This window comes from Rhodanobacter sp. L36 (assembly GCF_009765755.1).
GTDB lineage: Bacteria > Pseudomonadota > Gammaproteobacteria > Xanthomonadales > Rhodanobacteraceae > Rhodanobacter.
Window position 1 is genome coordinate 750654 of record NZ_LMUV01000011.1, and the last position, 23243, is coordinate 773896.

A 23243-nucleotide genomic window follows, 5' to 3' on the forward strand; every position below is an offset into this window, starting at 1 on the left:
CGCGGCTGGTCAACGGTTAAACTTGGCGCTTGCCCAACGATCTGGAATTTTCATGAGCCATGCGACGTCCGTGCCGGTACTCACTATCGATGGGCCGTCGGGTTCGGGCAAGGGCACGGTCAGCGCGCTGGTCGCGGCCCATCTGGGTTGGCGATTGCTCGACTCCGGTGCTCTGTATCGCGCTGTCGGTTACGCCGCTGGCATGGCGGGGCTGGATCTTTCCGACATGGATGCGATGGCTCGTTGTGCCCAAGCCACAAAAATCCAGTTCAAGGCGGATACTGATGGCGGGCTGACGCGGGTCATGGTCAACGGTCACGACGCGACCGACGAACTTCGCACTGAAACCGCTGGAGCGGCAGCGTCGGCCATCGCTTCCATGCCCGCAGTGCGCGAAGCGTTGGTAGCCCTGCAACTCGGCTTCCGCAAGGCGCCCGGACTGGTAGCCGATGGGCGCGATATGGGCACGGTCATCTTCGCGGATGCCCCGTTCAAGGTTTTCCTTACTGCCAGCGCTTCCGAACGGGCGAAAAGACGCTATAAGCAGTTGAAGGAAAAGGGACTCAGCGTTACACTTGCCGGCCTTCAGCGCGAAATTGAAGCGCGTGACAGCCGCGATGCATCGCGGGCTGTTGCGCCGCTCAAGCCTGCCGAAGATGCGGTGCTGGTGGATACCACTGGCACGGGTATCGAGGATGTCGTCGCGAAAGTACTCGCCGTCGTGCGGCCCTGAATCAGGTTGCTCGACGGTTTCTGCGCCCCTGCCGTGGCAGGGGATTTGGTCAACGGTGGCAACGAAGGTTCCTTGCGAACCATCGAAAACACCCTCAACCGGTGGATCGGTTGACTCGTGCGCAACACACAGAAAGCGTAGCGGGTCGCGGTCCTTTCCCATTATGGAATCAACATGACTGAAAGTTTTGCCGAACTGTTTGAACAGAGCCAGCAGGCCATCTCCAAGCTGAAGCCTGGCGCCATCGTCACCGGTATCGTTGTGGAAATCCGCAATGACGTCGTGGTGATCAACGCCGGCCTGAAGAGCGAAGGCATTGTCCCCATCGAGCAGTTCCGCGATGAGCAGGGCGTGCTCGAGGTGCAGGTAGGCGACGAGGTGAAGGTTGCCCTCGAAGCTTTGGAAGACGGTTTCGGCGAGACCAAGCTGTCGCGCGAGAAAGCTAAGCGGTCGATGGTGTGGGACGACCTGGAGCAGGCGTTCGACAAGGAAGAGACGATCGTTGGTCTCATCTCCGGCAAGGTCAAGGGCGGTTTCACCGTCGACATCAAGGACGTCCGCGCATTCCTGCCGGGCTCGCTGGTCGATGTGCGTCCGGTGCGTGACCCGGTGTTCCTCGAGGGCAAGGAACTCGAGTTCAAGATCATCAAGCTTGATCGCAAGCGCAACAACGTGGTTGTCAGCCGCCGCGCGGTTGTCGAGACCGAGTTCTCCGCCGAGCGCGAACAACTGCTCGAGCGCCTGACTGAAGGCGCCGTGGTCAAGGGCACCGTCAAGAACCTCACCGACTACGGCGCGTTCGTGGATCTGGGTGGCATCGACGGCCTGCTGCACATCACCGACATGGCGTGGAAGCGCGTTCGTCATCCGTCCGAAGTGGTCAACGTCGGCGACGAGCTCGACGTGCGCGTGCTGAAGTACGACAAGGAGCGCAACCGCGTTTCGCTTGGCCTGAAGCAGCTGGGCGACGACCCGTGGGTCGCCATTGCCCGCCGTTATCCGGTCGGCAGCCGTCTGTTCGGCAAGGTTTCCAACGTCACCGACTATGGCTGTTTCGTCGAGATCGAGCCAGGCGTCGAAGGCCTCGTGCACGTGTCCGAAATGGACTGGACCAACAAGAACGTCAACCCGGCCAAGGTGGTTCAGGTCGGTGACGAAACCGAAGTCACCGTGCTGGACGTGGATGAGGAACGTCGCCGCATCTCGCTGGGTATCAAGCAGACTCGCTCGAACCCGTGGGAAGCCTTCGCAGCCATGCACAAGAAGGGCGACAAGGTGTCCGGCCAGATCAAGTCGATCACCGATTTCGGTGTGTTCATCGGCCTGGACGGCGGTATCGATGGTCTGGTTCACCTTTCCGATATCTCCTGGCAGATGTCCGGCGAAGACCTCGTTCGCAACTTCAAGAAGGGCGACGAGATCGAAGCCGTGGTGTTGGCGGTTGATCCGGAGCGCGAGCGCATATCGCTCGGCATCAAGCAGATGGAGCAGGATCCGTTCGGCCAGTTCATGGCAGCGAATCCGCGCGGCACCATCGTCAACGGCACCGTCAAGGAAGTCGATGCGAAGGGCGCAGTGATCGATCTGGGCGAGGGCGTCGAGGGTTACCTGCGCGCCAACGACATCGCCAAGGAGCGCGTCGACGACGCAACCCAGCACCTCAAGGTGGGCGACAAGGTCGAAGCCAAGTTCACCGGCATGGATCGCAAGGGTCGCCAGCTGGCTCTCTCGATCCGCGCAAAGGATGAAGAGGATGTACCGGAAGTCGCGGTCGCCGACTACGCCTCGGCATCCACCGGCACCACCAAGCTTGGCGCATTGCTCAAGGAGCAGTTCGACAAGGCTGATTGATGGTTGGAGAAAGCATGGCGGGGCGGCGATCGCCGCCCCGCTATTCACGTCACGGACATTGGGGTCCCATGACCAAATCCGAATTGATCGAGGCGTTGGCAAGGCGCCAGACCCATCTTGCGTTTGCTGACGTCGAAATGGCCGTCAAGAGCGTGATTGAACAGATGAGTCATGCGCTGGCACAAGGCGAACGCATTGAGGTGCGCGGGTTTGGCAGCTTCGCCTTGCATTACCGGCCACCACGCATGGGACGCAATCCCAAGACCGGCGATGCGGTCGCTCTTCCCGGCAAGCATGTTCCACATTTCAAGCCTGGCAAGGAATTGCGCGAACGCGTAAATCTCGACCTGGAAGAGGCCGTGGGTTAGCCACAACATGATTTTTTTCCAAAGGCAGGTAGCGAAAGCTGGCCTGCCTTTTCTTTTTCAGACCACTGCCACCGATCGCACCGTGTCGGCAGTCCGTTTCCTGTGCCTGTAGCGTCAATCGGTTAAAGTCTCGCCATGCGACTCATCGTGATCTTCATTCTCGTGATCTTTATCGCTGCCGGCGTCGTGCTCGGTGCGCTGAACGCGGATATGGTCAGCTACGACCTGGCCTTCGCCCAAATGCGTTTACCCAAGGGCGCTGCACTACTCAGCGCCATGCTGATCGGCTGGGTGCTGGGCGGACTCACTGCGTGGCTCGGCGTCAGTTCGGAGCGACGCCGCGCGCAACGCGAGTTGCTGCGGAACGCCAAGAATCCGCCGGCGAATCCATGAACCTTCCGCTTCTGCTGGGTGCACTGGCGCCCGCGGCCTTCGTTCTCGGCTGGTGGGCGTCACGACGCGTGGGTGCGCGTCGATCGGGTACTGCAGTCAGCGAACTTTCATCGGATTATTTCCGGGGCCTGAACTACCTGCTGAACGAAGAGCAGGACAAGGCGATCGAAGTCTTCCTCAAGCTCGCTGAATACAACCGCGATACGGTCGAAACGCATCTGGCGCTTGGCAATCTTTTTCGACGTCGCGGTGAAGTGGATCGAGCGATCCGGCTGCACCAGCATCTGGTGTCGCGTCCAGGCCTGTCGGACAGCATGAAAACAGTCGCCTTGCTTGAACTGGGCGAAGACTACATGCGCGCCGGACTGCTTGATCGCGCCGAGGCCTTGTTCACCGATTTGGTGGTGATGAATGCGCATGCGCCATCGGCTCTCAGGCATCTCATTTCCATCTATCAGCACGAACGCGACTGGCACAAGGCGATCGAGCACGCGCGTCGGCTCGAGGTGATGACCGGCGAAGAAGAGACGCCGATGATCGCGCAGTTCTATTGCGAGCTGGCCGATCGATCGCGCCAGCATGGTGCGCGCGCCGAAGCGCGCGATTACCTGCAGCAGGCGTTCGATTGCCAGCCCGACTGCGTGCGCGCCTTCATGTTGACCGGTCGGCTGCAGGCGGAAGACGACCACCACATCGAAGCTGTGCAGGCTTACGAGGCTGCCATCAACGCCGATATCGCATTCACGCCGGAGATCCTGCCGCCGCTGCTCAACAGTTATGCGCGCTCCCAGCAAATGGAGCGCGCCGAAGTTTTCCTGCGTGAAATGTTGAGCCGATATCACGGCATCTCACCGGTGCTCGCGTTGACCCATCTCTATCGTCAACGCGATGGTGAACGCGCGGCCGTGGATTTCCTCACGATGCAGCTGAGGCAGCGACCATCGGTGCGCGGATTGATGGCTCTGATCGACGCCACCATGGACAAGATCGAAGGCGAAGTGCGCGAGAATTTCCTGATCCTGCGCGATCTGACCAAAAAGTTGCTGGAGGGGCAGGCCATGTATCGATGCAGCCGTTGCGGGTTCGGCGCCAAGGCACATCACTGGCAATGCCCGAGCTGCAAAAGCTGGAGCACCATCCGTCCGATCCACGGCGTTGCCAGCGAGTAACGCGATGTCACTAGCCATCGGATGGTTGATTACTGCTTTCGTACTGACCTTGCTGCTGGTGCGCGGGGCGATCAGCTACGCACACCACAAGGGCATGCTCGATCAACCCGGACAACGCCGATCGCACAGTTCGCCGACACCTCGCGGTGGCGGCATCGGCGTCGTCGTCGCAACCTTGATCTGCATGCCGGGCGCATTGCGCAGCATGGGCGAACCATGGTCGCTTGGCGTTGTTGCCAGTCTCGCCACGGCTTTGGTTTTGGTCGCGCTCGCGGGCTGGTGGGACGATCACAGTTCGTTGCCTGCGCTGCCTCGCCTGGGACTTCATCTTGTAGCGTTGCTCGGATTCAGCACCGCTCTCGTTGCGACGGGTTTGTCGTGGTGGTGGCTGCCGCTATTGCTGCTCGCCGGCGCCTGGAGCATCAACCTGCACAACTTCATGGACGGCATCGACGGCCTGCTGGCGCAGCAGGCCCTTTTTGTGACTGTCGGAATCGCACTGATGGCGTGGGCCGAATCGCAATCGGCACTGGCGGTGGCGACGGCATCTCTGGCGGCTGCAAGCCTGGGCTTCTGGATGTTCAATCGGCCACGTGCGCGCATCTTCATGGGGGATGTCGGCAGTGGCAGCATCGGGCTGCTGATCTTTGCCTTCAGCGCCATGTTGTGGCGCGTGAATCAAGCCCTGTTGTGGCCGGCGATGATCCTGTCATCGGCATTCGTGGTTGACGCCAGCCTGACGTTGGTTGTGCGCATATGGCTTGGCCGCCGCTGGTACGCGCCGCATCGCGAACATCTCTACCAGTGGCTCTCCCGTCGAACTGGCAGTCATGCGCGAGTGGATATGATGTATGGAGCATGGAATCTTCTGGCTGTAGCACCGCTGACCTGGTTGGCCTGGGGTCATCCGGCGTGGGCATTGCCGATTACCATGTTTGTCTATCTGGTGGCGTCCGCCGTGTGGCTGGCGTTGAAACGTCGCTGTCTGCGACATCCTCCGTTCAAGGCCCGCCATGTCGTTGCGTAAAATTGTCGGATACCTGCATCCGCGCATTGCGGTCGTCATCCACGACCTTGCGATGGCGGCACTGGCGTGGTGGATAGCCAAACTGCTGCGTTATACGTTGCGCCCCGACGAGATCGTCAGCTATCAGTGGCTCGAATTTCCCATCGTGCTGCTGGTGCAGGGCCTGATCTTCCGCTGGACCGGCCTCTACAAAAGCGTCTGGCGATTCGCCAGCCTGCCCGACCTCTGGAACATCCTGCGCGCGGTGATTTTTGGCGCACTGGCGATCGGGCCCTCGCTGTTCCTGTACGACCGCCTGGAAGGCGTGCCGCGTTCGGTCCTCTTGATGTATCCGTTGATCCTCGCAGTGCTTCTGGGCGGTCCGCGTCTGGCTTATCGATTCTGGAAAGACAGCCGCTCGGATCTGATGCAGAACCAGACCGTGAAACGCGTGCTGATCGTCGGTGCGGATCGCGCTGGCGAAGTGCTTTCGCGCGATCTGCGACGCGACAGCCGTTACATGGTCGTGGGGTTTGTCGACGACAAGACCATGTTGCGCGGGGCGAGCATCAATGGACATCCGGTGCTTGGCAGCCTGGATCAGCTGCCCGACGTGTCTCGCGAAGCGGCCGTCGACATGCTGCTCATCGCACTGCCGGGCGCATCCACCACGGAAATGCGTCGCGTGGTTGCGCTATGCGACGAAACCGGTTTGCCTTATCGGACGGTGCCGCGTCTCGAAGACGTTGTCGCCGGTCGTGCGCAGTTCAACCAGATCAAGGAAGTCGCGATCGAGGACCTGCTCGGACGCGATGCGGTGGAGCTCGACTGGACGGCCATACGCGAAACGCTGAGTTCGCGGCGTGTGCTGGTCACCGGCGGTGGCGGCTCGATCGGTTCCGAACTCTGCCGGCAGGTAGCTCGTCTCGGCGCGCAATCGCTGACCGTGGTCGAGCAGAGCGAATACAGCCTTTATCGCATCACGCAGGAATTGCGCGCTGATTTTCCGGAACTGATTCTCGACGGCATCCTCGCTAATTGCGGCGACCTCGTTGCCATGCAGAGGGCATTTGCAAACGCCCAGCCGCAAGTGGTTTTCCACGCTGCTGCCTACAAGCATGTGCCGATGCTGCAAGGCCAGTTGCGGTCGGGTTTCCGCAATAACGTGATGGGTACCTGCACGGTGGCGGACGTGTCCCGCGAATACGGCGTCGAGTGCTTCGTGTTGATCTCCACCGACAAGGCAGTCAATCCGACCAGCGTCATGGGCGCGTGCAAGCGCGTGGCGGAAATCTACTGCCAGAATCTCGACGCGCACGCCAATACACGCTTCATGACGGTACGGTTCGGCAACGTACTCGATTCGGCCGGCTCGGTGGTGCCGTTGTTCCGTCGTCAGATTCGCGAGGGCGGTCCGGTCACGGTGACGCATCCGGAGATTTCCCGCTATTTCATGACGATTCCCGAAGCCTGCCAGTTGATCCTGCAGACCGCGAGCATTGGCAAGGGTGGCGAGATTTTCGCGCTGGACATGGGCGAGCCGGTAAAGATCCGCGACCTCGCCGAGCAGATGATCCGCCTCGCGGGCAAGAAGCCGGGCAGTGAAATCCCGATCGTCTACACCGGTCTGCGGTCCGGCGAAAAACTCTTCGAGGAATTGTTCCATCCACTGGAAAACTACAGCGCCACCACGCACGCAAAAATCTTCCTCGCGCAGCATCGCGAAGTCTCGTGGGAGTTGTTGCAGGCGCTGTTGCACAAGGCAGCCGATGCGGTGGAAATCTTCGACGAAGAAGAGCTGCGTCGCTGCGTCTCCAGCTTGCTGCCTTCCTTCCGCTGGAGTGAGGCAGCGCAACCCGATAACGTGGTTTCGATTCGTCGCATCAATCCGGAGAAAAGTGAGTGAGCAAACCTCTGCGCAAGGTGGTGTTTCCCGTAGCCGGCCTTGGTACGCGTTTTCTTCCGGCGACCAAGGTTGTCGCCAAGGAAATGCTGCCGGTGCTGGACAAGCCGCTGATCCAGTACGCGGTCGACGAAGCAGTCGACGCCGGCGCGGACACGCTCATCTTCGTGACCAATCGGTACAAGCATGCAATTGCCGATTACTTCGACAAGGCCTACGAGCTGGAAGCGAAACTTGAGGAAAAAGGCAAGGATGAATTGCTTGCTCTGGTGCAGGGCACTTTGCCCCGCCACGTGCGCGCCATCTTCGTCACCCAGCCCGAAGCACTCGGTCTGGGCCACGCTGTGCTCTGCGCCAAACCCGTAGTCGGAGACGAACCCTTCGGCGTCGTGCTGCCCGACGACCTCATTTGGAACGGCGCAATCGGAACCGGCAAAGGCGCCCTGCGGCAGATGGCCGAACTCGCTCAGGCGCAGAACGCCGGCGTCATCGCGGTGGAAGAAGTACCGCATGACGAAACCGACAAGTACGGCATCGTCGACGCCACGCCCATCGACGAGCGCAGCGCGCGCATCGGCTACATGGTCGAAAAACCCAAACCCGCCGATGCGCCATCCAATCTGGCAGTGGTCGGTCGGTACGTACTTCCGGGTCGCATCTTTCAGTTGCTTGAGCAGACCACGCCCGGCGCGGGTGGAGAAATCCAGCTCACCGACGCGATCGAAGCGTTGCTGAAGGAGCAGGGCAAGGTTCTGGCTTACCGGTTTGAAGGCATCCGCTTTGACTGCGGCAACAAGGCCGGGCTCGTGCGCGCCACGATGCACATGGCCATGCAGGATCCCAAGCTCGCCAGCGTGGTGCGAGAGTTTGCTGGCAAGCTCTGACACCGCCGCCTGACGGTTGCATCGGGTAAGGAAAAGCCGGCACGCGTGCCGGCTTTTTTGTGGTCGCTGCCACCGCGATATCTGACCGGGACATGCCAGAATCAGCGCCTCGTTCTGCCACGATCCAGGTGCAGGATGACATGGGGAAAAACGGGACCGCCGCCGAGCCTGCACAGGTTCGTGTTGCGGTGGTCTGCATCCGGAACGACGCTGTCGTTTCCGTCTATGGATATCTCGGGGAGCATCATGGATCTGCTGCGGTTTCTGCTTGTGTTGCCGGTGCGCCTGGTACGCGGGCTCTTGCGATCGATCGGACTGGTACTGCGTCCGCTGGTCGGCAATGTTTCGTGGTCCGCACCCGCGTGGGCCCGCGCGACCGGAGCAGCGGTGCGACGTCGCCCGCGCCGATTTGCCGTCGGCTTTCTTGCTGCGCTGGTTGTGCTGACTGCCGGATGGTTTGGCTGGCAGTGGTACGTGCATCGCCCGAAACCGATCGAGCCCGAACGCATCACGTTCGAAGCGAAGGTGCCCGCACTGACCGAGTACGTCGCACAGCCGGGCGGCAATCCGAAGATCACCATCCATCCGCTTCAAGTGGATTTCTCGCGTTCCGCGGCGCCGATCGAGTTGGTTGGCAAACCCGTCAGCAAGGGCATTACGGTGCAGCCCGCGCTGAAAGGCCAGTGGAGCTGGCTTGATGATCACACCCTGCGTTTCGTGCCGGCGGAGGACTGGCCCGTCGGTGCGCATGTCAACGTGAAATTCGACGTCTCGCAGGCGTTCGCGCCGCACGTACTGATGGCGGACGATCAGTTGTCGTTCGACATGCCGAAGTTTGCGGCCATCTTCGGCAAAGGCGAGTTCTATCAGGACCCGCAGGACGCGACGGCCAAGAAAACCATCGTCCCGGTCAACTTCAACTATCCGGTCGATGCAGCGCAGTTCGAAAAACGTGTCGAACTCGCACTGGCCGACAAGGACGGAAAATTCGGCGCACCTCTGAAATTCACCGTCACATACGACGCTTTCAAGCTCAACGCCTGGATCCATTCGCAGCCGCTGGCCTTGCCACGCGACAGCGGTGCCGTGTTGCTCAAGCTCGAAGACGGTGTGCGCAGCTCTCGCGGCGGCGACGGAACGCGCGACGACATGAAAACCACCGTCGGCGTGCCGGGCCTCTACAGTCTGGCGATCCAGGACATCAGCCCGACCCTTGTCGACAACGACAAGTACGAACCCGAACAGGTGCTGGTCACGAACGTGAGCGGCACCGTGCGCGGCAGCGAGCTGGCGACGTTGACCAAGGCGTGGATTCTGCCCACGCGCAAAGTGGATGCAGAGCAGTCCGACAGCAACACGCCATACGACTGGGATGTATCCGAAGTCAGCGAGGCCGTGCTTCGGCAATCGCAGGCGCTGCCGCTGGAACTGGTGCCCACCGAGAACGACTTCGCGGAGCTGCAGAGCTTCAAGTATCACGCCACGCCGGGCCAGCGTATCTACGTGCGCGTCGGCGCCGGGCTGAAATCGTTTGGCGGTTATGTGCTGGGCAAGCCAACGGCGCAAACCTTCACCGTGCCGGACTATCCGAAGCTGCTGCGCTTCATGGCCGACGGTTCGCTGCTGTCGCTCAGCGGCAGCAAACGCATTTCGGTTGTCTCGCGCAACATGCCGGGCATGCAGCTGGAAATCGGTCGCGTGCTCCCCGATCAGCTGCAGCACCTGGTCAGCCTCAACCAGGGCACGTACACGCATCCGGAGCTGAGCTACGGCTTCAGCGAGGATCACATCGTCGAGCGCTTCCAGCAGAAGCAGGCGTTTCCCAAAGGCGAACCTGGCAAGGCGCACTACGAAGGTGTCGACCTCGGCCAGTATCTGAAGGAAGGTAAGCGAGGCGTTTTCCTGCTGCATCTTTCCGGTTATGACCCTGCCGCCGAAGCGAAGAAAAAAGCCGCTGCCGCCAAGGCGAAAGCAAAGGAACTGGAAGGCACCGCGCCTGCTGCCGCGGGCGAGCCCGCCAGTGCGGACAGCAGCGTCGACAACATGGCAACCGCTGACGATTCGTCCGATGCAGAAAGCAGCAATGCTTCGAGCGATGGTGAAGGCGAAGGCAGCGAGGGTGATTCGTCGTCCACGCCGATGCCGACCGATACGCGGCTGATCGTCGTCACCGATCTGGGCATGCTGGTCAAGCGTTCGCTCGATGGCAGCCAGGACGTGTTCGTGCAGTCGATCCATACCGGACAACCGGTGGACGGCGCGAGCGTGTCCGTGCTGGCGGTCAATGGCCAGACGCTGTACACGCAATCCAGCACCTCCGATGGCGTCGTGCACTTCCCGACGTTCAAGGGACTGGAGCGCGAAAAGAAACCGGTGATGTACGTGGTGAAGAAGGGCGACGATCTTTCATTCCTGCCGATCGCAGGCACGGATCGCCAGCTCGACTATTCGCGTTTCGATATCGGTGGCGAACCCAACGCAGTGAACCAGGGGCAGCTCTCGGGTTACCTGTTTTCCGATCGCGGCATCTATCGGCCAGGCGATCTGTTTCACATCGGCCTGATCGTGCGCGCGGCCAGTTGGTCGCGCAGCGTAGCTGGCATTCCGTTGCAGGCGGAAATTGTCGACCCGCGCGGCGTCACGGTGAAACAGCAGGCGTTGACGATGGATGCGTCCGGCTTCGGCGAACTCGATTACACGCCAGCTGAAACGGCGCCCACCGGTACGTGGACGGTGAACCTCTACATCGTCAAGGACGGCAAGGCTGACGCGCAGATCGGTAGCACCAGCGTGCAGGTGAAGGAATTCCTGCCCGACCGCATGAAGGTTGAAGCCAAGCTTTCGCAACAGGCGCCCGAAGGTTGGGTGAAGCCCGATCAGCTCAAGGGCCTCGTCGATGTGATGAACCTGTTTGGCACGCCGGCGGCAGCCCGCCGCGTGGAAGCGTCGCTGACCTTGCGCCCCGCGTGGCCGGCATTCCACAGCTGGCCGGACTATCACTTCTACGACGTGCGCCGCGCCAAGGATGGTTACGAAGAATCTTTGCAGGACGGCCAGACCGACGAGAAAGGCCACGCCGAATTCGACTTCGACCTGAAGAAGTACGCCGACGCCACGTACCAGCTTTATTTCCTCAGCAAGGCGTACGAGGCCGAGGGCGGTCGCAGTGTGGCCGCGGCCGCGCAGACAATGGTTTCCAGCAATGACTGGCTAGTCGGCTACAAGGCCGTCGACAGCCTCGACTACATCACGCGCAGCAGTCCGCGCACCGTGCATCTGGTCGCGATCAATCCGCTGGCCAAGGCCTTTGCACTCGGCGGGCTGAAGTCACAATTGATCGAGCGTCGCTTTGTATCGGTGCTGACCAAGCAGGATTCGGGCATCTACAAATACGAATCCAAGCTCAAGGAAATTCCGATCAGCGAGCAGCCGCTGGCGATTCCCGCAGCCGGCATGGATTACCCGTTGCCGACCGACAAACCCGGCAATTACGCGTTGGTGATCCGACGCGCGACCGACCACATCGAAGTGAATCGCGTCGAGTACGCAGTAGCCGGCGATGCCAACGTCTCGCGCTCGCTGGATCGCAACGCCGAGCTGCAGCTCAACCTGAGCAAGCAGGATTACGCGCAGGGCGAGCCGGTCGAAATCGCCATTCGTGCGCCATACGCGGGCAGTGGTTTGATCACCATCGAGCGCGACAAGGTCTATGCGCACGCGTGGTTTCATGCCGATACCACCAGTTCGGTGCAGCACATCACCGTGCCTGCGGATTTCGAGGGCAACGGCTACATCAATGTGCAGTACATCCGCGACCCATCGTCCGACGAAGTGTTCATGAGTCCGCTGAGCTATGGCGTGGTGCCGTTCTCGGTGAACCTCGATGCTCGGCGCAACGCAATCACGGTCGATGCGCCCGCGCTAGCGAAGCCTGGCGAAACCGTCACCTTCAGGCTGCATTCGACGCAGCCGACCAAGGCGGTGGTGTTCGCGGTGGACGAAGGCATCCTGCAGGTTGCGCGCTACAAGCTGGGCGATCCGCTGAAGTTCTTTTTCCGCAAGCGCATGCTGGAAGTCGGCACCTCGCAGATCCTCGATTTGATCCTGCCGGACTTCGAAAAGCTGATGGCGATGGCCGCCCCCGGTGGCGATGCCGACGGTGCCATCGGACGCCAGCTGAATCCGTTCAAGCGCAAGCGCGACAAGCCGGTGGTGTACTGGTCCGGCATCGTCGACGTGGATGGCGAGAAAGATTTCAGCTACAGCGTGCCGGATTATTTCAACGGCAAGCTGCGCGTAATGGCGGTGTCCGTGTCGCCGGAGCGCATCGGCACGTTCGAAGGCTCGACCACCGTGCGCGGCGATTTCGTGCTGTCGCCGAACGTGCCGACCACGCTGGCACCCGGTGACGAAGCGGAAGTCAGCACCGGCGTTGCCAACAACCTGACAGGACTCAATGGCAAGCAGGTGCCTGTCGTCGTCACGCTCAAGACAGGGCCGCAACTGCAGGTTGTCGGACCGGCGACGCAAAGCATCTCGCTCGGCGAAATGCGCGAAGGCGTGGCCACGTTCCACGTCAAGGCGACCGACGTGCTTGGCTCGGGCAACCTCGCTTTCAGCGCGGGCTACGCGGGCAAATCGGCAAAGCAGGGCGTGGATGTTTCGGTGCGCCCGGCGTCGGCGTATCGCACGCAGGTCGACATCGGCCGCATCGACGCAGGCGACAAGCTCGATCTGAAAGATTTGCGCAAACTCTACGATGCGTATGCATCGCGCGACGCGGCCATCTCGACCGTGCCGGTGGTGCTGGCGCAAGGGCTCACCGCGTATCTGGTGAACTATCAGAACTACTGCAGCGAGCAGCTGATCAGCCAGGCGATGCCGCGGCTGGTGGTCGGCAAGTGGCCGGTGGTCCCTGTATTCGCGCATGCATTGCAACCGGCCTTCAGCGAAAAGAAGATCACCAACGATCAGGCGCTGTCGAACTTCCTCGACGTGCTTCATTCGCGCCAGAACGGGCAGGGTGGTTTTGGCGTGTGGTCGGCGACACCCGATTCCGAACCGTTCGTTTCCGCCTATGCGATGCATTTCCTGCTGGAGGCGCGCGATCGCGGCGTCGCCGTGCCGAAGGACATGCTCGATGCAGGCAACAAATACCTGCATCAGCTGGCCAGCGACGAGAGCCTCGATTCGCTGAAGGATCTGCGTCAGCGCGCGTATGCCGTTTACCTGCTGACACGCCAGGGCAATGTCACCACCAACGATCTGGCGGCGGTGCAGAAGCGCCTGCAGGATGCGTTCCCCAACGACTGGAAAAACGATCTGGCCGCTGCGTGGCTGGCGGCGTCGTATGAGTTGCTCAAGCAGGACAAGGAAGCCAACCAGCTCATCGCCGGTCCGCAGAAAGCGCTCGAACGAAAGCTGTCCAGGGAGACCTATGTCTACAGCTATTACTACGATCCGCTGACGCGCGATGCCAGCGTTCTGTATCTGCTGTCGAAGTATTTCCCGGAGCGCGCCAAGGCCTTGTCACCACATGTGATGGAAAACATCGCCTGGCCGCTGGCGAACAACGAGTTCAACACGCTGTCATCGTCGATGACCGTTCTGGCGCTCGACGCCTATGCGGCGCAGAACGCCCACGACCTCGACAAGCTCGGCATCGTCGAACTGCATGCGGATGGCAGCGCCAAATCCATCGCCGCGATCCAGGGCAACCTGGTGCAGGCCGGAACGTGGGGCGGCCCAGCCACCGGTCTGCGCTTCACCAACGGCAGTTCGGTGGCGGCTTGGCATGTGGCGAGCCAGGGCGGTTACGACCGCAACGCTCCGGACAAGGCGATCAAGGACGGCATCGAGATCGTGCGCGAATACACCGACAGCAAGGGCAAGACGCTCGACACGATCAACGTCGGCGAGGAAATAGACGTCCATGTGAAAATCCGCGCCACCGGTGATCAGGGCGTGGGCAACGTGGCCATCGTCGATCTCCTGCCGGGCGGATTCGAGCCGGTGATCGAGCCGCCGCCGGTGGTGACCGACCAGCAATCGACAGATGCGCAGACCGACGACGGCGGCGACAGCACGGTGAAGCCGACGGCATGGCGTTCGCCGATCGGCCTGTCCACGTCCACATGGCAGCCGGATTATGCCGACATCCGCGAAGATCGCGTCGTGATCTACGGCACTGCCACGCCGGACGTGCGCGAGTTCGTCTATCGCATCAAGGCGGACAGCGTCGGCAAGTTCATCGTGCCGCCGGCGTACGGCGAATCGATGTACGACCGGGCGATCCAGGCGCGCTCGCCGGGTGGCAGCACCTTGATGGTGGTGAACAAGCCTTGATGGAAAGGTCGCCCTCTTTCTTCGGGAAGAGGGCGATGCGGCAGCATCACTGAAAGCGCGCAGCGATGTGAAATTTCATCTGGCCGAACCAAGCAATTGCACGAAACGCGCGAGTTCCACATCGCCCATGTCGGAGACGATCGCCGCCGGCTGGCTTCCGAGCATCACGGTTTCCATCACGTAACCCTGCGACTCGATCCGTTTTCCCTGCGGCGGAGCATCGTTTTGCGAAAGCACGAACACGTCGATCACGTGGTGTCCATGCCGATAGACCAGTACAGGCACACGCGCGCTGCCGACGTAATCGATGCGTCCACCCGCGAGCGCGAATCCCTGTGCTGCAAAATCCTGCACCGCGGGCGCGACGGCGATCTTCCCTTCGAACCACGGCTTCACCGTGTGCTGATCGGTCGATACAACATCGTAGGGCGAGTTCGCGGCAAGCGCTCGCCAGTGGCCGGCGAATACGTCGCGCGCGACTTGATCACGGGCATCGCCAGCGGCGCCTGCTTGATTCCACGCGGGGACGAACACGCTGCCCGCCGCGAACATGATGACCCACGATGCCGCCAACGCAAGCCAGCGTGCACGGGGCATGCGGAAGGTTGCTGTCGGAGTCGCTGCTGTCGCGGCACGGGCGGCAAGATCCTTGCGAATGCGTGCGCGCAGCAACTCCGGTGCCGCATGACGCGAGGCTTCATCGCGCAAACGGGTGCGCAAGGTATCGAGTCCGACCAGTACATCGCGACAATCCGCACAGCCATCGAGATGTGCTTCCAGTTCGCGGCTGCTCACGCGATCGAGCTCGCCGTCGAAGTACAAGGGCAGCAGTTCACTGGCGGTTTTACAGTCCATGGGGAACCTGACTCGTGGCGTGTTCGGCAAGGGCTTTTTGCAACAGCGCGCGACCGCGGGCGAGACGCGACATCACGGTGCCGATCGGCATCTCCAGCACGTCGGCGATTTCCCGATACGACAATTCCTCGATCTCGCGCAGGATCAACACCTCGCGGAAATTCAACGGAAGCTCCTGCAAATGGCGGTTGACCAGGCTCTGTCGCTGCGCGCTATCGATGCGATTTTCGACATCGTCCGCTTCGCTGCGCGGCAACCAACGTTCGGCCGTTGCCGGCGCATCGTCGATCGCAATGTCCCGCTTGGTCTTGTTGCGCGTCGCCAGCCGCGCCAGGCAGCAGTTGCGCACGATGGCAAGCCACCACGCGCGTTCATTGCCGCCGGCGTACGTCGTCGCGGCACGCACCGCGCGCAGGTAGGCGTCATGCACGGCATCGGTCGCCTCGTGTTCGTTGCCGAGCAACCAGCGACCGAGATTGTAGGCAGCATCGAGATGGCGCAACGCCATATCGTCGATGAAGCCTTGATCGATGATCGAACTCATGCGCGCCGCATCGTGTGCTGGTTATCGGCGCAGCATACGCTGCAGCACGCCATCACGGTCGATGAGCCGATGCTTCAACGCCGCGCCGATATGGCCGACCACGAGCACGCACAGTACCCAGACCAACGTCTCGTGCAGCGCATGGGTGAACAGCCGCAGCGGTTCATCCTTGCCGATGAAAACGGGCAGGTTTCCGAGCCCGAAGAAATTCACCGCATGTGCGCCGGCGAGCCGGTGCACATAGCCCGAAAGTGGCACGATCAGCATCAGCACGTACAACGTCCAGTGAAGGATGTGAGCGATGCTCCGCTGCCATGTCGCGATGGTTGCGGGCAGGGCAGGTGGGCGATGTGTGAGGCGCCAGCCGAGCCGCGCAATCGCCAGCATGAAGATCAAGCTGCCGATGGAAGCGTGATAGAACAGCGCCTGGTCGTGTGTCGGCGCTGTTTTCGGAAAGCTCGCCATGTAGAAGCCCAGCGCCACGTTGAGAAGGATGAGCAGGGCGATCAGCCAGTGCATGGTGATCGCGACTCGGGTGTAGGAAGAAGGAACCGGAACGGACATGAAAACCTCGCAGGTGCGGCAACGGAAATGATGCGGCCGAACTACAAGATCAATCAGGCCGCGGTTTTATTCCCGACGTGTTTTTCTGCGAGGCGAGCGGTCGCCGAATGAGCCTGTTCTCGTCACTGCAACGCGTCGCGCAGCCTGCATCGTCGTGGGTGCGTCGCTGGCAGAACTGGTTGGTGGGTTTCGCGTTGCTGGCGCTGGCGGTGCTTGCCTGTCGGCTGTGGCCGCACTCGCCTCTGCGCGACTGGCAGTCATCGTCCACCGCGGTTTACGACGACCACGGACGGCTGATGCGGTTGACGCTGGCCAGTGACGATCGCTATCGCCTGTGGGTTCCAATGCAGGATGTTTCCCCGCAACTGGTTGATGGCGTGTTGCTGCACGAGGACCGCTGGTTTCGCTGGCATCCGGGGTTCAACGTCTATGGTTTGGCGCGCGGCGCGTGGATCACTTACGTGCGTCACGGCAATCCGCAGGGTGGTTCGACCATCACCATGCAGCTCGCGCGGCTGATGTGGAAACTCAACACGCGTTCGCCGTTGGGCAAGCTGCAACAGATCGCGCGCGCGGTGCAGCTGGAACTGTTTTACTCCAAACGCGACATTCTCGAGGCGTATCTCAATGATGCGCCGTACGGTCGCAATGTCGAAGGCGTCGGCGCGGCGAGCCTCGCCTACTTCAACAAGTCGGCGACCAACCTGAGTTTGCCCGAGGCGCTTACGCTCGCGGTGATTCCGCAGGACCCGACGCGACATCTGCAAGGATCGAGCACCGATGCGCCGAACCTGATCAGCCCGCGACTGGCAGCTTCGCGAAATCGTCTCTACGCGCACTGGTTGCAAGGTCATCCGCGCGATGCGTCGATGAAACCGCTGTTCGCGTTGCCTTTGAATCTTCGACCTCTGTCGCAATTGCCGTTCGAAGCACCGCACGCCGTCGAGCAGGTGCTGATGACGCGACAGATCGAAGGCGGCGGTGAGGATTCGCGCGTGACCACCACGATCGATCTCGATCTGCAGCACACGGTGGAGCGACAGCTGACGCACTACATCGCCGGCAATCAGTCGCGTGGTTTCCACAACGCCGCGGCAATCCTCATCGACACGCGCGACATGGGCGTCAAGGCGATGGTCGGCTCGGCGAATTATTTCGACCGTTCGATCCAGGGCCAGGTCAACGGCACGCTGGCGAAACGCTCGCCGGGTTCGACGCTCAAGCCTTTCATCTACGCGCTCGGTTTCGATCAGGGCGTGCTGCATCCGCAGACGGTGCTGCGCGATGTGCCGACGTCGTTCGGTCCCTACACGCCGGAAAATTTCGACGGCCATTTCCTCGGTCCGATCACCGCGACGGATGCGTTGATCCGCAGTCGAAATATTCCCGCCGTCTGGGTGGCGTCGCAGCTGAAGCAGCCGAGCCTTTACCAGTTCCTGCACGACGCTGGCATCAGCCGCATGGCGAGCGAAAAACATTACGGCCTGGCGCTCGTGCTCGGCGGCGGCGAAGTCACCATGCAGGAACTTGGCGGGCTCTACGCGATGCTGGCCAATCGTGGTGAATTGAAACCGCTGCGTCTGCTCGCCAGCGATCCGCCGTCCGACGGCACGCGCATGCTCAGCGACGAAGCGAGCTTCATGGTGATGGACATGCTTCGGCAGAATCCGCGCCCGGACGAAACCACCGGCGCACAACCTTCGCATCTGCCGGTGTACTGGAAAACCGGCACGTCATGGGCGTTCCGCGATGCGTGGACCGCAGGCAGTTTCGGGCCTTACGTGCTGGTCGTCTGGATCGGCAATTTCGACAGCACCGGCAACCCGGCGTTCGTCGGCGTGGATGCCGCCGCGCCATTGTTTTTCCAGATCATCGACGCGTTGCACGCCGAACGTCCGCAGCTTGCCGAACCGATTCGGCACATGCCGGCCAATCTCAAGCGCGTGTCAATCTGCCTCGCCAGCGGCGACCTTCCGAATCAGTGGTGTCCGCAGAAAGGCATGACCTGGTTCATTCCCGGCAAGTCGCCGATACGCGTCAGCAACGTGCATCGGCCGGTGGTCATCGACGACAGCACCGGCCAGCCGGCGTGCCCGCCGTATGCGAACAAGCGAACGCATGTGGAGGTCTACGAATTCTGGCCGTCCGATTTGCAACACGTGTTTGCGCAAGCCGGCATTCCGCGCCGCAAGCCACCGCAGAATCCGGATTGCAGCAACGCCGGCGCACCCGATGGCGATGCGCCGCAGATCACCTCGCCACTGCGCGGAACGACTTACGCGATACGGCTGACTCGACTCGGACAGGAACGCATCGCCTTCACCGCAACCACCGACGCCGACGCACACACGCTGTACTGGTTCGTCAACGACGCGTACGTCGGGCGAAGTGCGCCGGGTGACTCGCTGTTTTGGCAACCGCAAACCGCCGGCAGTTACAACGTGCGCGTCGTCGACGATCACGGCCGCAACGATCAACGGCCGCTCGGCGTGAGCCTGGTCGAGTAGAGGTGACAGGCAGCGTGCGCATCGAGCCGGGAACGCTGCGCTATGCTCGCGGTCTCGACACCATCCACCAAGGTGTTTGATCCCATGCCAGCCTCCAGGCACCTGTCCTACTACCGGGCGACGGCAACGCCTTACGCTGCGTATGCGCCGTTGCAAGGCAGCAGCCATGCGCGCGTGGCCATCGTGGGCGGTGGCTTTGCAGGCTTGAACACGGCAATGGGTCTTGCCGAACGTGGCGTGCGCGACGTGGTGTTGCTGGAGCGAGAAGAAATCGGCTTCGGCGCTTCCGGTCGCAACGGTGGCTTTGTGTTCGCCGGTTATTCGCTCGGCGAACAATCGATGCTGCGGCAACTCGGCGAGCCGCGCGCGCGCGCCTTGTTCGACCTGACCACGGCCGCCGTGCAACGCATTCGCCAGCGCGTCGTCGATCACGCAATACCGTGCGACATGGCCGACAAGGGTGTGATCTGGGCGAACTGGTTTCGAGACCCGGCGGTGTTGCGCCAACGCCAACAATTGTTGGCTGAACATTACGGCGTCGAATGGCAATGGTTGCCGCAGGCCGAGTTACGCCAACGCATCCGCAGCGAGCGCTATCACGATGGACTTTACGAACCCGACGCGCTGCATCTGCATCCATTGAATTACGCGATCGGTTTGGCGGACGCAGCAAGTCATCAGGGCGTGCGCATCCACGAAAACAGCGGCGTGCAAAGCATGTCGCGCGAAGGTCTGCAATGGCGATTGCGTACTGCACAAGGCGACGTGCTTGCCGATCAGGTCGTGCTCGCCTGTGGCGGTTATCTCGCCGGCCTGCAGAAACCGATCGATCGCGCGATCCTGCCGATCGCGACTTACGTGATGGTCACCGAGCCGTTGTACGAGCGCATGGACGAATGCCTGCACACGCGCGCCGCCGTCTACGACAGCCGCTTCGCTTTCGACTATTACCGACCCTTGCCGGATACGCGGCTGCTGTGGGGCGGTCGCATCTCCGTGCTGAATCGCTCGGCGAGTGCGGTGCAGCGATTGCTCACCAGGGATTTGTTGCGGGTGTTTCCGCAGTTGAAAGGCATCAAGGTCGATTACGCATGGTCGGGGCTGATGAGTTACGCGCGTCATCAGATGCCGCAGATCGGCAGCGATGGCAATGGACTCTGGTGGGCGCAGGCGTTCGGTGGTCACGGCCTTGCGCCAACTTGCGCCGCGGGTGAACTGGTGGCGGCGGCGATTGCCGAAGGCGATGACCGCTGGAAGCAATTCGCCGACTACGGTTTGGACAATGCATTCCGGCCATTCGGTTATGCAGGCGCGCAGGCGCATTACTGGTGGCAGCAAGGCAACGACTGGTTGAAGACGAGGCTGGAAGGATGAGCGAGATATCGAACGAGATCAGCTGGGCCGATTTCGAAAAAGTATTGATCGTCGCCGGCACGGTGACGCGCGTGGAAGCGTTTCCCGAAGCGCGCAAGCCGGCATGGAAAGTGTGGGCGGATTTCGGCCCGTACGGCGAAAGGAAAACCAGCGCGCAGATCGCCGCTTTGTACGACGCCGGTGCGCTGGTCGGCCGGCAGATCGTCGGCGTGATCAATTTTCCGGAAAAGCAGATCGGTCCGTTTCGTTCGCAATTCCTGCTGACCGGATTTCACACCGATGAAGGCGTGGTGATTACCGCGATCGAACGACCCGTACCCAATGGCGCGAGGCTCGCGTGATGGACGGCCATTTGCGACCGGCGCGCATCGACGATGCCGCGGAAATCGCACGTCTCGCCAGCGAGCTGTGCTATCCCGCGGTCGCCTCGGATATGGCGTCGCGGCTTTCATGCATCCTGACGATGCCCGCGCATCGCGTCGTCGTGTTCGATGGCGGTGATGCATTGTTCGGCTGGATAGCCATCGAGCATCGGCTGACGCTGGAGTCCGGCGAACGCGTGGAAATCGTTGGCCTCGTGGTGAGTGCTTCAGCACGTCAGGGTGGCGTCGGTCGCCTGCTTGTGGGAGAAGCCGAACGATGGGCGCGATCTCTCGGCTTGGACACGATCACGGTGCGTTCCAACATCGCACGCGACGCTTCGCATCCGTTCTACGAACGCCTTGGCTATGTGCGGCGCAAGACGCAGCACGTCTATCACAAGGCGCTCGACACGACCGCATGATTTCGCGCGTGGCCTTGCCCTGAAATCGCCATGTCCGAGCCACGCGCGCGTCGGCGTCTCTTCGCATCATGGCGTCCCCCATCAGGAGCCGCCATGAAACCATCCATCAGAACCACGCTCGGCGCTTTATTTATCGTCGCAGTCTTCAGTGCCATTGCAGCGGATCAACCTTCCGACTGGAGCAAACCGCGGCAACCGTTTCGCATCGATGCGAACACCTGGTACGTCGGTACGCAGGGTTTGTCCGCGGTGCTGATCACTTCGCCGCACGGCCACGTGCTGATCGACGGCACGCTGGAAAAAAATGCGGCGCAGATCGAGGCGAACATTCGCGCGCTGGGTTTTCGCGTGCAGGACATCCGCGCGATTCTCAACTCGCACGCGCATTCCGATCACGCCGGCGCCATCGCGGCCCTGGCGAAAGACAGCGGCGCCACGGTCTACGCCAGCGCTGCAGGCGCGAAGGCATTGGAGCTCGGCGGCGCCGATCCCGAAGATCCACAGTTCGGACTGGCGCCGACTTATCCGCCGCTTTCCCATGTTCATGTGGTCGCAGACGGCGAGACCTTGCACGTCGCGGACCTGACCATCGTGGCCCACTACACGCCAGGCCACACACCGGGAAGCACATCATGGACATGGAATGCGTGTGAAGGAAATCGCTGCCACGCGATCGCCTATGTCGATAGCGTCAGCGCGATCAGTCGCGATGGTTTTCGCTATACCTACGACGCGACGCATCCGCATCGCGTCGAGGATTTCCGCCGTTCGCTTGCCACCATTGCCGCGTTGCCATGCGACGTGCTTATTACACCGCATCCCGACGCCAGCGATTTCATGGACAAGGTTGCGCTGCGTGACAAGGGCACGCGACCTGATCCACTGATCGACAGGCATGCATGCGCGGCGTATGCAGCGAATGGCTTGGTGCGGCTGAATGCACGGCTCGCGCAGGAGAACAAAACCAAGCCGTGGCGACGAACGTTGTTCAGCGCCCCAGCCACACCTCGAGGCCTTGCGCGTTGAGTTCGATGTCCATGCCGAGCAGCTCGATCAACTCATCGCGGCTATGCCGGCATCCGTGCGCAGCGGCGCGCCGGGCGTACAGGTCGGTCAACGCCTCGACGAGCGCCTCGTGACGATGGGCGTCATGTTTCGCGGCGAGCGCCAGCGTCGTCATCGCGTCGATCTGATCATGCAGATCTACGGCCAGCTTTTCCGCGTTGCCGACGCGGTCGTAGTGAGTGAGATACATCCACTCAGGCTTCAATGCGACCAGGCGCTCGATCGACGCATGCAACGCATCGGGATCGAACTGCACCGGTGATGTCGTGGGCAAAATGAAAGGCCCGTTGGCCGTATCGAGTTCGCGGTAAGAAAGGCCGAACACGTCGCCGGTGAAACACGCGCTCGCGCGTTCGTCGTATACCGTGAGGTGATGTTTCGCGTGGCCGGGCGTGTCGATGCAAAGCAATGACCGGTCGCCCAGATTCACGATGTGACCATCGGCGGCCTCGACCACGCGGGCGGCATCCACCGGCCTCAGTTCGCCGTAAGTTTCGCGCATGATCTTCTCGCCGTAGACGGCGCTCGCGCCGGCCCAAAGCACCGATGGATTGATCATGTGGCGCGCGCCGCGCGGATGCACCAGCAGGCGCGCGTTCGGCAGGTGAGCGATCAACTCGCCCGCGCCGCCGGCGTGGTCCAGATGCACATGCGTGAGGATCAGCCAGTCCACATCGTTGATCGAAAGACCGGTCGTACGCAGCGCCTCCAGCATGCGCGGAATCGAGAAACGCGTGCCGCAATCGACGAACGCGCCGCGACCGTTCTCGACGATCAGATAAGCCGCATCGAAACCCGGCCGCACGAACCCGGTGTCGATGGTGTGGATGCCATGTTCGTGTTCCATGCCGCTCTCGTCTGCGTCGATCCGGCGAGGGTAGCAAACCGCCTTTGCCTG

Annotated in this window: 18 protein-coding genes; 14 read left to right on the forward strand and 4 right to left on the reverse strand. The window is 61.6% G+C overall.

All coding sequences use genetic code 11. From position 1 onward, the window contains the following. Positions 1-52 precede the first annotated feature (52 nt). The 9 genes from cmk (at position 53) to GSQ73_RS13135 (ending at position 14652) form a co-directional block, all read left to right on the forward strand. Positions 53-733 carry a (d)CMP kinase gene (cmk, locus tag GSQ73_RS13095; protein WP_158884677.1) on the forward strand — a complete coding sequence of 227 codons (681 nt, stop codon included), beginning with the start codon at positions 53-55 and terminating at the stop codon, positions 731-733. A gap of 174 nt (positions 734-907) precedes the next feature. Continuing rightward, on the forward strand, positions 908-2584 hold the full coding sequence (gene rpsA, locus GSQ73_RS13100; RefSeq protein WP_158884679.1) for a 30S ribosomal protein S1: 1677 nt from the start codon (positions 908-910) through the stop codon (positions 2582-2584). 14 nt (positions 2585-2598) lie between these two features. Further along, on the forward strand, positions 2599-2952 hold the full coding sequence (locus tag GSQ73_RS13105; protein WP_158884681.1) for an integration host factor subunit beta: 354 nt from the start codon (positions 2599-2601) through the stop codon (positions 2950-2952). A gap of 135 nt (positions 2953-3087) precedes the next feature. Next, positions 3088-3345, forward strand: a complete 258-nt coding sequence (locus GSQ73_RS13110; RefSeq protein ID WP_158884683.1) for a LapA family protein — start codon at positions 3088-3090, stop codon at positions 3343-3345. Next, positions 3342-4514: a lipopolysaccharide assembly protein LapB gene (lapB, locus tag GSQ73_RS13115; protein WP_158884685.1), complete on the forward strand. Its 1173-nt coding sequence runs from the start codon at positions 3342-3344 to the stop codon at positions 4512-4514. The genes GSQ73_RS13110 and lapB overlap by 4 nt, the downstream gene beginning before the upstream one ends. 4 nt (positions 4515-4518) lie before the next feature. Beyond that, entirely contained in the window at positions 4519-5541 is a 1023-nt protein-coding gene (locus GSQ73_RS13120) for a glycosyl transferase family 4 (RefSeq protein ID WP_158884687.1), read from the forward strand. Continuing rightward, positions 5528-7426 carry a nucleoside-diphosphate sugar epimerase/dehydratase gene (locus tag GSQ73_RS13125; protein ID WP_158884689.1) on the forward strand — a complete coding sequence of 633 codons (1899 nt, stop codon included), beginning with the start codon at positions 5528-5530 and terminating at the stop codon, positions 7424-7426. Before GSQ73_RS13120 ends, GSQ73_RS13125 begins: the two co-directional genes overlap by 14 nt. Next, positions 7423-8307: a UTP--glucose-1-phosphate uridylyltransferase GalU gene (gene galU, locus GSQ73_RS13130; RefSeq protein ID WP_158884691.1), complete on the forward strand. Its 885-nt coding sequence runs from the start codon at positions 7423-7425 to the stop codon at positions 8305-8307. The genes GSQ73_RS13125 and galU overlap by 4 nt, the downstream gene beginning before the upstream one ends. Positions 8308-8553: 246 nt before the next feature. After that, a complete protein-coding gene (locus GSQ73_RS13135) occupies positions 8554-14652 on the forward strand; it encodes an MG2 domain-containing protein (protein ID WP_158884693.1) in 6099 nt (2032 codons plus the stop codon). A 75-nt stretch (positions 14653-14727) separates the two neighbouring features. Here GSQ73_RS13135 and GSQ73_RS13140 read toward each other — a convergent pair whose 3' ends face one another. Genes GSQ73_RS13140 through GSQ73_RS13150 form a run of 3 tightly spaced genes read right to left on the reverse strand, consistent with a single transcriptional unit; the run spans position 14728 to position 16615 of the window. After that, entirely contained in the window at positions 14728-15507 is a 780-nt protein-coding gene (locus tag GSQ73_RS13140; RefSeq protein ID WP_158884695.1) for a zf-HC2 domain-containing protein, read from the reverse strand. Next, entirely contained in the window at positions 15497-16051 is a 555-nt protein-coding gene (locus GSQ73_RS13145; protein WP_158884697.1) for a sigma-70 family RNA polymerase sigma factor, read from the reverse strand. The genes GSQ73_RS13140 and GSQ73_RS13145 overlap by 11 nt, the downstream gene beginning before the upstream one ends. Before the next feature lie 21 nt (positions 16052-16072). After that, entirely contained in the window at positions 16073-16615 is a 543-nt protein-coding gene (locus tag GSQ73_RS13150) for a cytochrome b (protein ID WP_158884699.1), read from the reverse strand. A gap of 107 nt (positions 16616-16722) precedes the next feature. On the opposite strand from GSQ73_RS13150, the gene pbpC reads away from it, so the two are divergent. The 5 genes from pbpC (at position 16723) to bla (ending at position 22306) form a co-directional block, all read left to right on the forward strand. Next, entirely contained in the window at positions 16723-19122 is a 2400-nt protein-coding gene (gene pbpC, locus GSQ73_RS13155) for a penicillin-binding protein 1C (RefSeq protein WP_158884701.1), read from the forward strand. 84 nt (positions 19123-19206) lie between these two features. After that, positions 19207-20496: an FAD-binding oxidoreductase gene (locus GSQ73_RS13160; protein ID WP_158884703.1), complete on the forward strand. Its 1290-nt coding sequence runs from the start codon at positions 19207-19209 to the stop codon at positions 20494-20496. Continuing rightward, entirely contained in the window at positions 20493-20837 is a 345-nt protein-coding gene (locus tag GSQ73_RS13165; RefSeq protein WP_158884705.1) for a tRNA-binding protein, read from the forward strand. The genes GSQ73_RS13160 and GSQ73_RS13165 overlap by 4 nt, the downstream gene beginning before the upstream one ends. Beyond that, positions 20837-21280 (forward strand): GNAT family N-acetyltransferase, encoded by a 444-nt coding sequence (locus GSQ73_RS13170; RefSeq protein WP_158884707.1) that lies wholly within the window; start codon positions 20837-20839, stop codon positions 21278-21280. The genes GSQ73_RS13165 and GSQ73_RS13170 overlap by 1 nt, the downstream gene beginning before the upstream one ends. 93 nt (positions 21281-21373) lie before the next feature. Next, on the forward strand, positions 21374-22306 hold the full coding sequence (bla, locus tag GSQ73_RS13175; RefSeq protein ID WP_158884709.1) for a subclass B3 metallo-beta-lactamase: 933 nt from the start codon (positions 21374-21376) through the stop codon (positions 22304-22306). Here the strand turns inward: bla and GSQ73_RS13180 are convergent. Further along, entirely contained in the window at positions 22269-23192 is a 924-nt protein-coding gene (locus tag GSQ73_RS13180; protein ID WP_158884711.1) for an MBL fold metallo-hydrolase, read from the reverse strand. The genes bla and GSQ73_RS13180 overlap by 38 nt on opposite strands. Between the last annotated feature and the right edge of the window lie 51 nt (positions 23193-23243).